Origin of the sequence: Stenotrophomonas sp. SrG (assembly GCF_050031795.1) — a bacterium.
Lineage (GTDB): Bacteria > Pseudomonadota > Gammaproteobacteria > Xanthomonadales > Xanthomonadaceae > Stenotrophomonas > Stenotrophomonas rhizophila_A.
The window spans coordinates 1-240 of record NZ_JBNBBE010001085.1 but is presented as its reverse complement, the minus strand read 5'-3'; the positions used below and the strand labels follow the sequence as shown (position 1 = coordinate 240).

The following is a 240-nucleotide window of genomic DNA, read 5'->3' as shown; positions in this document are numbered from 1 at the left end:
GGCCAGGGGAGTACATGCCGTTGCGGTACACCGCTGCGGACAGCGCGGTGAGCGAGCGGGTGAGCCGGGCCGGCTCCACGCCCGTCTGCGCCAGGCCCGGCCCCTGCGGGGGCAGGTCGGTGGCGTCGGAGATGCCGCCAGCGTAAGCGCCGTGGGCGAGCTGGCGGTTGTCGATCCTCCGGTGCTCGAAGCGGCGCGCGTAGGTCAGGTGGTCGGTCTGGCGGAACGCCCACAGTGTCG

General features: G+C 73.8%; 1 protein-coding gene. It reads right to left on the bottom strand.

Annotated elements, in window-relative coordinates; genetic code table 11:
• On the bottom strand, positions 1-240 hold a 240-nt coding region (locus tag ACQG3P_RS22820), incomplete at both ends, for a hypothetical protein (protein ID WP_426806320.1).